The following is a 6,616-nucleotide window of genomic DNA, read 5'->3' as shown; positions in this document are numbered from 1 at the left end:
CCGGTGCCGGAGCGGCTGGAGCCGGGGCGGCGGGGGCTGGCGCGGCCGGAGCCGCCGGCTTGGYGGGAGCAGCACCCTCGGCCGGCTTGGCCGGGGCGGCTGCTTCGGCAGGCTTGGCGGGTGCCGTTGCGTCGGCTGCGGCCCCTGGCGCCGGCAGCGGCTTGGGATTGTCGGACAGCGTGCGCAGATAGGCGATGACGTTGGCGCGGTCCTCGTCCTTGGGCAGGCCGGCAAAGCCCATGGCCGTGCCCTTCACGAATTTCTTCGGCGAGGTGATGAAGTGGTTGATGTTGTCATAGGTCCACTTCTCGGTGCCGCCCTTGGAGAATTCCTTCATGCCGGCCGAATAGGCAAAGCCTTCATGCTCGCCAACTGGACGGTCGATGAGATCCCACAGATCGGGGCCGACCTTGTTGGGGCCGCCCTTTTCACCGGAATGGCAGGCCTGGCACTTCTTGAACACGGCAGCGCCCGCTTCGACATTGGCGGTCGCCAGAAGGTCGGCAATCGGCTTGGCTTCGGCAGCCGGAGCGGCCGGGCCGCCTTCGGCGGGCTCGGTGGCTTCGATGGCGAAGCCGGGCTTTTCCGGCGCCGGCGAGGCAAACAGCGCATCGGACACAAGGCCAACCGAGAAGACCACGAAAACAGTTCCGAGCAATCCGGCGAGCAGCTTGTTGACTTCGTTGGAATCCATACGCCCCTTGCTCCCTTTTCCGGCGGACCGATCCGTCCACTCCGTCCGTCGGTATCGTGACCCACCCTGCTAAGGCGGTCAAATCGGGCGGAAACTAGGTCTTTTGCTCCGGCGTTGCAACACCTATAAGGGCGCTTCCAGTGAGACCTTTTGCCACTTTTCCCTTCCCCTTTTGAGACGCCGTGCAACGCGCATGTCCACGCTGATCCTGATCCCGGCCCGCATGGCCTCGACCCGCCTGCCGGGCAAGCCGCTGGCCGACATCGCCGGCGCGCCGATGATCGTCCATGTTGCCCGCCGCGCGGCCGAGGCCGGCCTCGGCCGGGTCGTGGTGGCGACCGACACGCAAAGCGTGGCGGAAGCGGTGCGCGCGCATGGTTTCGAGGCCGTGATGACGCGCATGGATCACGAATCCGGCTCCGATCGCATCCACGAGGCCTTGGTTGCGCTTGATCCCGAACGCAAGGTCGAAACGATCGTCAATGTGCAAGGCGATTTGCCGACAATCGATCCGGAAATCATCGCCGCGTCGCTCAGGCCGTTCGAGGACAGGGCGGTGGATATCGCCACGCTCGGCGTCGAGATCGTCCGCGACGAGGAAAAGACCAATCCCAACGTCGTCAAGATCGTCGGCTCGCCGCTCTCCGGCACCAGGCTGAGGGCGCTCTATTTCACCCGCGCCACCGCACCATGGGGCGAGGGCGCGCTGTACCACCATGTCGGCCTCTACGCCTATCGGCGCGCAGCACTCGAGCGCTTCGTGGCGCTGAAGCCGTCGCCGCTCGAACGGCGCGAACGGCTGGAACAGCTGCGGGCACTGGAAGCCGGTATGCGCATCGATGCCGAGATCGTGCGTTCATTGCCGCTTGGCGTCGACACGCCGCAAGACCTCGAACGCGCCAGAACCATCCTTTCACACTGAACCATCCCTTCGAACAGAGACACTTTGAACCGAGTACTTGGGCATGCCTGAAAAGACCAACAGAATATCCTTCCAGGGCGAGCCGGGCGCCAATTCCGACACCGCCAGCCGCAACGTCTATCCCTCGATGGATCCGTTGCCGTGCCCAACCTTCGAGGATGCGTTCAACGCGGTCGAGACGGGCAAGGCCGACCTCGCCATGATCCCGATCGAGAACACCATCGCCGGGCGCGTCGCCGACATCCACCATCTGTTGCCGGAATCAAGGCTGCACATCGTCGGCGAATATTTCCTGCCAATCCATTTCCAGCTGATGGTGCTGCCCGGCGTCAAACGCAACGAGATCAAGACCGTGCACAGCCACATCCACGCGCTTGGCCAGTGCCGCAAATACATCCGCAAGAATGGCTGGAAGCCAGTGGTCGCCGGCGACACGGCGGGTTCTGCGAAGCTGGTTTCGGAGGTCAAGGACCGCACCATGGCGTCGCTCGCCCCGGCGCTCGCGGCAGAGCTCTACGGGCTCGACATCATTGAGGAGAATGTCGAGGACACCGATTCCAACGTCACCCGCTTTGTCGTTCTGACCAAGAACAAGCAATGGGCCGAACGTCCATCGGCCGACACCAAGATGATGACGACATTCATCTTCCGCGTCCGCAACGTGCCGGCCGCGCTCTACAAGGCAATGGGCGGTTTCGCCACCAACGGCATCAACATGACCAAGCTGGAGAGCTACCAGTTGGGGGCGTTCACCGCGACGCTGTTTTACGCCGACATCGAGGGCCATCCCGACGATCCGCTGGTCAAGCTGGCGCTGGACGAGCTTCGCTTCTTCTCCCGCGAGGTGCGGATCCTGGGCGTCTATCCGGCCAGCGAGTCACGMGAGCAGTGGAAGGTGGCTGACTAAATCACCGCACCCAGCGGCACGTAGTCGATCTCCATGAAGGTCTCGACTTCCGGCACCCAGCGGTCACGCACGAAGGCGACGTGGTCCGGATGGTCGTTGTATCTGGTGTAGGCGGCCTGGTCGGCGAACTCCATCGAGAAGCCGAAGCGGTAGTCGTTCTTGGGGCTGACCTGCCGCATTTGCTCGAAATGCGTGACGCCTTTTATCGCCGACAGGATTTTCTTGGCGTCGACCAGGAACCTCTTCTCCTCCAGCGAATGCGGCGGGTGCTTCAGCGTGAAGACGACGGTGTGACGGATCATTTTCTGCTCCTGCAATGTCTTTCGGTATTGGCTGCCATTACTCGCTGTCCACCCAGGCGCGGATGAGGTGATGCGCAATGGCGCCTTTCGGTGGCGTGACCAGATCGCCCGGATGTTCCCTGGTCAGCATCAAGCGCACCTCGTCGCGGGCAAACCAGCGGCAGTCTTCAAGCTCGTTGAGGTCGGCCTGGATGTCGTCGTTGAGCGGCTCGCCGAAGCAGCCGATCATCAGCGAATAGGGAAACGGCCAGGGCTGGCTGGCGTGATAGACGACGCGGCCGAGCCGGATCCCAGCCTCTTCCAGCGTTTCGCGGCGCACCGCGGCTTCGATCGTCTCGCCCGGTTCGATGAAGCCGGCAAGGGCCGAATACATACCCGGTCCGAAATGCCGACCGCGCCCGAGCAGGCATTTCTCCCGCGTCGCCGTCAGCATGATCGCCACCGGGTCGGTGCGCGGAAAGTGCTCCGTGCCGCAATTTGGGCAATGCCGTTTGTAGCCGCCGGCCCGCATCTGTGATTCGGTGCCGCATTTGCTGCAGAAGCGATGGCTTGCATGCCAGGCGAGCAGGGCAGCGCCTTGCGCCATCGCGCCGGCGGCCGCCTCATCGATCAGCCCTTGCATGTAGACCGAGCGGTAGTCGATCGCCTTGACGGTCTCGGGCAAATGTTCGGCCTCGACGCCGGCCGGTATCGCCAAGATGGGTCCCAGGTCGGAAAAGCCGAGCAGGACGCCGTGGGCGAAGGAAACCTTGAACGGCTCGCTCTCGGCGGCGCCGAACCAGGGGTCGAGGCCACCGTTGCCCCCGAGCTTCAGATAGAGCCGGCCGCCATTCATCAGAAGCAGCCGCGTCGTCGGATCGGCCAGCGCCTTGTCGACGGAATCGTCGACACGGTTTTCGGATTGCCGGTCGATGATGTTGCCGGCAAAGCCGACGAACTGGCTCGGCTCGCGCAGCGGCGCGTCAAACAGGCGGAAGCTCATGCGGACTCTGATGCTTTGGGATGGACACGGGGAAGGCTTATAGCGCCGCCCTTATCGTTTGGGCAAACCGGCGCAGGTCGGAACGCTGATAGGGCTCGCGCAGGCCGTGTCCCCACACCGGGCCTGGCCAGCCGGGATCGCCCTCTGAACGCGCGACGACATGGATGTGCAGTTGGCGCACGATGTTGCCGAGCGCGCCGGTGTTGATCTTGGTGCAGCCGGTTGCCTTCTTCAGCGCCTGCGCCACCATATTGGTCTCGAAGGTCAGCATTGCCTGGTCGAGCGGCGTCATGTCGTGGATTTCTTCCGCGCCAGGCCGCTGCGGCACCAGCAGCAGCCATGGCCAGCGCCGGTCGTTCATCACCCGCAATTCGCACAGCCCAAGCCACATCAACTGTTCGCTGTCCGCCTCCAGCCGGGCATCCAGCGTGAATCCGGCCTTAAGGCCCGGCAGCATCGGCGTTTCCCTTGCTTTTCTTGGTTTCCTCAAACTCACAAACGCTAGAGCGGCTGCAACAGGGCTGCAAGCGAATCATTGATCCCCAGCGGTTCGTGATGCCGATTCGCCTGCGCACTTGCATTTCATCGCCGAATTGCCGATATGGACAGCGGGAGGTTGGTGGTGGACGATCCACTCGCCAACCGGGTCAGGTCCGGAAGGAAGCAGCCCTAACGAGCCCGGAACGGGTCATTGTTCCAGCCTCCCACCTCATCGGCTCCTCTCGCGACATTGACGACGCATTGCTGCGCGGGCGAGACTATGCGCAGAAATAGGCCGCCTTCGGGCGTGGCCCTTTGGAGCTTTACGGGCGAATGAGCGAAGCCGGAAATTCGGGAACGGACAAGGCCGCTGCCTATCGGGTGCTGGCGCGCAAGTACCGTCCTTCGAACTTCTCCGAGCTGGTCGGCCAGGAGCCGATGGTGCGCACCCTCACCAACGCCTTTGCCACCGGCCGCATTGCCCAGGCCTGGATGCTGACGGGCGTGCGCGGTGTCGGCAAGACCACGACGGCGCGCATACTGGCGCGGGCCCTGAACTATAAAACTCCGACCGTCGACCAGCCTTCGGTCGACCTTGCCGTGCTGGGCGAGCATTGCCAGGCGATCATGGAAGGCCGCCATGTCGACGTCATCGAGATGGATGCCGCTTCGCACACCGGCATCGACGACATCAGGGATATCATCGAGCGCGTGCGCTATGCGCCGGTCTCGGCCCGCTACAAGGTCTACATCATCGACGAAGTGCACATGCTTTCCACGCAGGCCTTCAACGGCCTGCTGAAGACGCTGGAAGAGCCGCCGCCGCACGTCAAATTCATCTTCGCCACCACCGAAATCCGCAAGGTTCCGATCACCGTCCTGTCGCGCTGCCAGCGCTTCGACCTCAGGCGCATCGATGCCGGCGCGCTGGTCGCACACCTCTCCTCGATCTCAGTCAAGGAAGGCATTTCGGTCGACGACGACGCGCTGGCAATGATCGCACGCGCTGCCGAAGGGTCGGCCCGTGATTCGCTCTCCATCCTCGACCAGGCGATCGCCCATGGCGCGGGCTCGGTCAGCGCCGACGCGGTGCGGGCGATGCTGGGGCTGGCCGACCGTGCCCGCATCGTCGACCTGTTCGAACATGTGATGAAGGGTGATGTGGCCGCCGCTCTTGGGGAATTCCGCGCACAGTACGACACCGGCGCCGATCCGGCTGCCGTGCTCACCGATCTTGCCGAGTTCAACCACCTCGTCACCCGGCTGCGTTTCGTGCCGTCGGCCGTCGACGACGCTGCGCTGTCGCAGGACGAGCGGCAACGCGGCGCGGATTTCGCCAGGACGCTGTCGGTCAGGGTGCTGTCGCGGACCTGGCAGATGCTGCTCAAGGGCATCCCGGAGGTGCAGTCCTCCAACCGGCCGGTGAGCGCCGCCGAGATGGTGCTGATCCGGCTGGCCCACGCCGCCGACCTGCCGACCCTGGACGAGGCCTTGAGATCGCTTGAGGGCTCAGCGCCGGTTCCAAATGGCGCGTCGCGCCCCAACGGCGCGCCCACGGGTTCCGGCAATGGTGGCAGCGCCAGCGCGGTTGCACAGACCCGCATGCCATCCGCGCCAGGCGGCGCGCAGACCATGCGGCTGGTCGAGGTCACGCCCGCGCCCGCCGCTTTCGTCGCGCCCCCGCAACCGGTCCTGGAGACGCCGCAGGTTCCGCTGAAATCGCTGGCCGACATCATTGCTCTTGCCGACGCGCAGCGTGACATCGCCTTCAAGGTGCTAGTCAAGAGCTGTATCCGTCTCGTTCGCATCGAGCCCGGCCGCATCGACGTCGGTCTGACCGCTGATGCGCCCAAGATGCTGCTCAACGACCTGACGACGAAACTGCGCGCCTGGACCGGCCGCAGCTGGCTGGTCTCGCTGTCGAAGGAAGAGGGCGGCCAGACGCTCGCCGAAATGGAATCGACCAAGCGCGAGACCGCCTTCCTCGATGCCAAGAGCGATCCTACGGTCGCCGCCATTCTGGCGCGGTTCCCCGGCGCCAAGATCATCGACGTGCGCATTCCCGACTCGCCGGAAGCCGATACGACCGAGGCCGAAGTGCCGGTCGAGCCGCCAGCGGACGACGACGAAACCTGACAAGAGCCACGAATCCGCAAAGGACGCGACCATGAAAGATCTTCTCGGCCTGATGGGCAAGGCGAAGGAAATGCAGGCCAAGTTCCAGGCCATGCAGGACGAGATCGCCACGCTGGAAGCATCCGGCCAGGCCGGCGGCGGCCTGGTCAACGTGACGCTGACCGGAAAATTCGAGATGAAGTCGCTGAAGATC

The 6,616-nt window shown here is 64.2% G+C and carries 8 protein-coding genes and 1 other RNA gene; 5 read left to right on the top strand and 4 right to left on the bottom strand.

The window, feature by feature from the left end; all coding sequences use genetic code 11:
* The coding region (locus ACXJ7R_RS21520; RefSeq protein ID WP_457153610.1) for a c-type cytochrome at window positions 1-694 on the bottom strand (694 nt) is incomplete at its 3' end.
* A 193-nt stretch (window positions 695-887) separates the two neighbouring features.
* On the opposite strand from ACXJ7R_RS21520, the gene ACXJ7R_RS21515 reads away from it, so the two are divergent.
* Both ACXJ7R_RS21515 and ACXJ7R_RS21510 read left to right on the top strand, forming a co-directional pair.
* Window positions 888-1,616, top strand: a complete 729-nt coding sequence (locus tag ACXJ7R_RS21515; RefSeq protein WP_095082492.1) for a 3-deoxy-manno-octulosonate cytidylyltransferase — start codon at window positions 888-890, stop codon at window positions 1,614-1,616.
* 43 nt (window positions 1,617-1,659) lie between these two features.
* Window positions 1,660-2,523: a prephenate dehydratase gene (locus tag ACXJ7R_RS21510; RefSeq protein ID WP_457153609.1), complete on the top strand. Its 864-nt coding sequence runs from the start codon at window positions 1,660-1,662 to the stop codon at window positions 2,521-2,523.
* Here ACXJ7R_RS21510 and ACXJ7R_RS21505 read toward each other — a convergent pair.
* From ACXJ7R_RS21505 to ACXJ7R_RS21495, 3 genes are read right to left on the bottom strand one after another with little or no spacing between them, the layout of a single operon-like run.
* Window positions 2,520-2,825: a Dabb family protein gene (locus ACXJ7R_RS21505; RefSeq protein ID WP_457153608.1), complete on the bottom strand. Its 306-nt coding sequence runs from the start codon at window positions 2,823-2,825 to the stop codon at window positions 2,520-2,522. The two genes, ACXJ7R_RS21510 and ACXJ7R_RS21505, sit on opposite strands and share 4 nt — an antisense overlap.
* Window positions 2,826-2,862: 37 nt before the next feature.
* A complete protein-coding gene (gene nudC, locus ACXJ7R_RS21500) occupies window positions 2,863-3,807 on the bottom strand; it encodes an NAD(+) diphosphatase (RefSeq protein WP_457153607.1) in 945 nt (314 codons plus the stop codon).
* 37 nt (window positions 3,808-3,844) lie between these two features.
* Window positions 3,845-4,264, bottom strand: a complete 420-nt coding sequence (locus ACXJ7R_RS21495) for an HIT family protein (RefSeq protein ID WP_184877469.1) — start codon at window positions 4,262-4,264, stop codon at window positions 3,845-3,847.
* A gap of 154 nt (window positions 4,265-4,418) precedes the next feature.
* On the opposite strand from ACXJ7R_RS21495, the gene ffs reads away from it, so the two are divergent.
* The 3 genes from ffs to ACXJ7R_RS21480 all read left to right on the top strand — a co-directional run.
* An RNA gene (ffs, locus tag ACXJ7R_RS21490) (signal recognition particle sRNA small type) lies at window positions 4,419-4,515 on the top strand.
* Between the two features lie 105 nt (window positions 4,516-4,620).
* The gene (locus ACXJ7R_RS21485; protein ID WP_457153606.1) at window positions 4,621-6,423 is read left to right on the top strand and encodes a DNA polymerase III subunit gamma/tau; all 1,803 of its coding nucleotides are present in this window, start codon (window positions 4,621-4,623) and stop codon (window positions 6,421-6,423) included.
* A 31-nt stretch (window positions 6,424-6,454) separates the two neighbouring features.
* Window positions 6,455-6,616 (top strand): YbaB/EbfC family nucleoid-associated protein (locus tag ACXJ7R_RS21480; RefSeq protein ID WP_457153611.1); only part of this gene is annotated, 162 nt, incomplete at its 3' end.

It is taken from the genome of Mesorhizobium sp. P5_C1 (genome assembly GCF_054049815.1).
This window is presented reverse-complemented; position numbering and strand designations above follow the sequence as displayed.

Coding starts and splice junctions, on each gene's coding strand:
- ACXJ7R_RS21515 (WP_095082492.1), top strand. CDS start 888: ATGTCCACGCTGATCCTGATCCCGGCCCGCATGGCCTCGACCCGCCTG.
- ACXJ7R_RS21505 (WP_457153608.1), bottom strand. CDS start 2,825: ATGATCCGTCACACCGTCGTCTTCACGCTGAAGCACCCGCCGCATTCG.
- nudC (WP_457153607.1), bottom strand. CDS start 3,807: ATGAGCTTCCGCCTGTTTGACGCGCCGCTGCGCGAGCCGAGCCAGTTC.
- ACXJ7R_RS21495 (WP_184877469.1), bottom strand. CDS start 4,264: ATGCTGCCGGGCCTTAAGGCCGGATTCACGCTGGATGCCCGGCTGGAG.
- ACXJ7R_RS21485 (WP_457153606.1), top strand. CDS start 4,621: ATGAGCGAAGCCGGAAATTCGGGAACGGACAAGGCCGCTGCCTATCGG.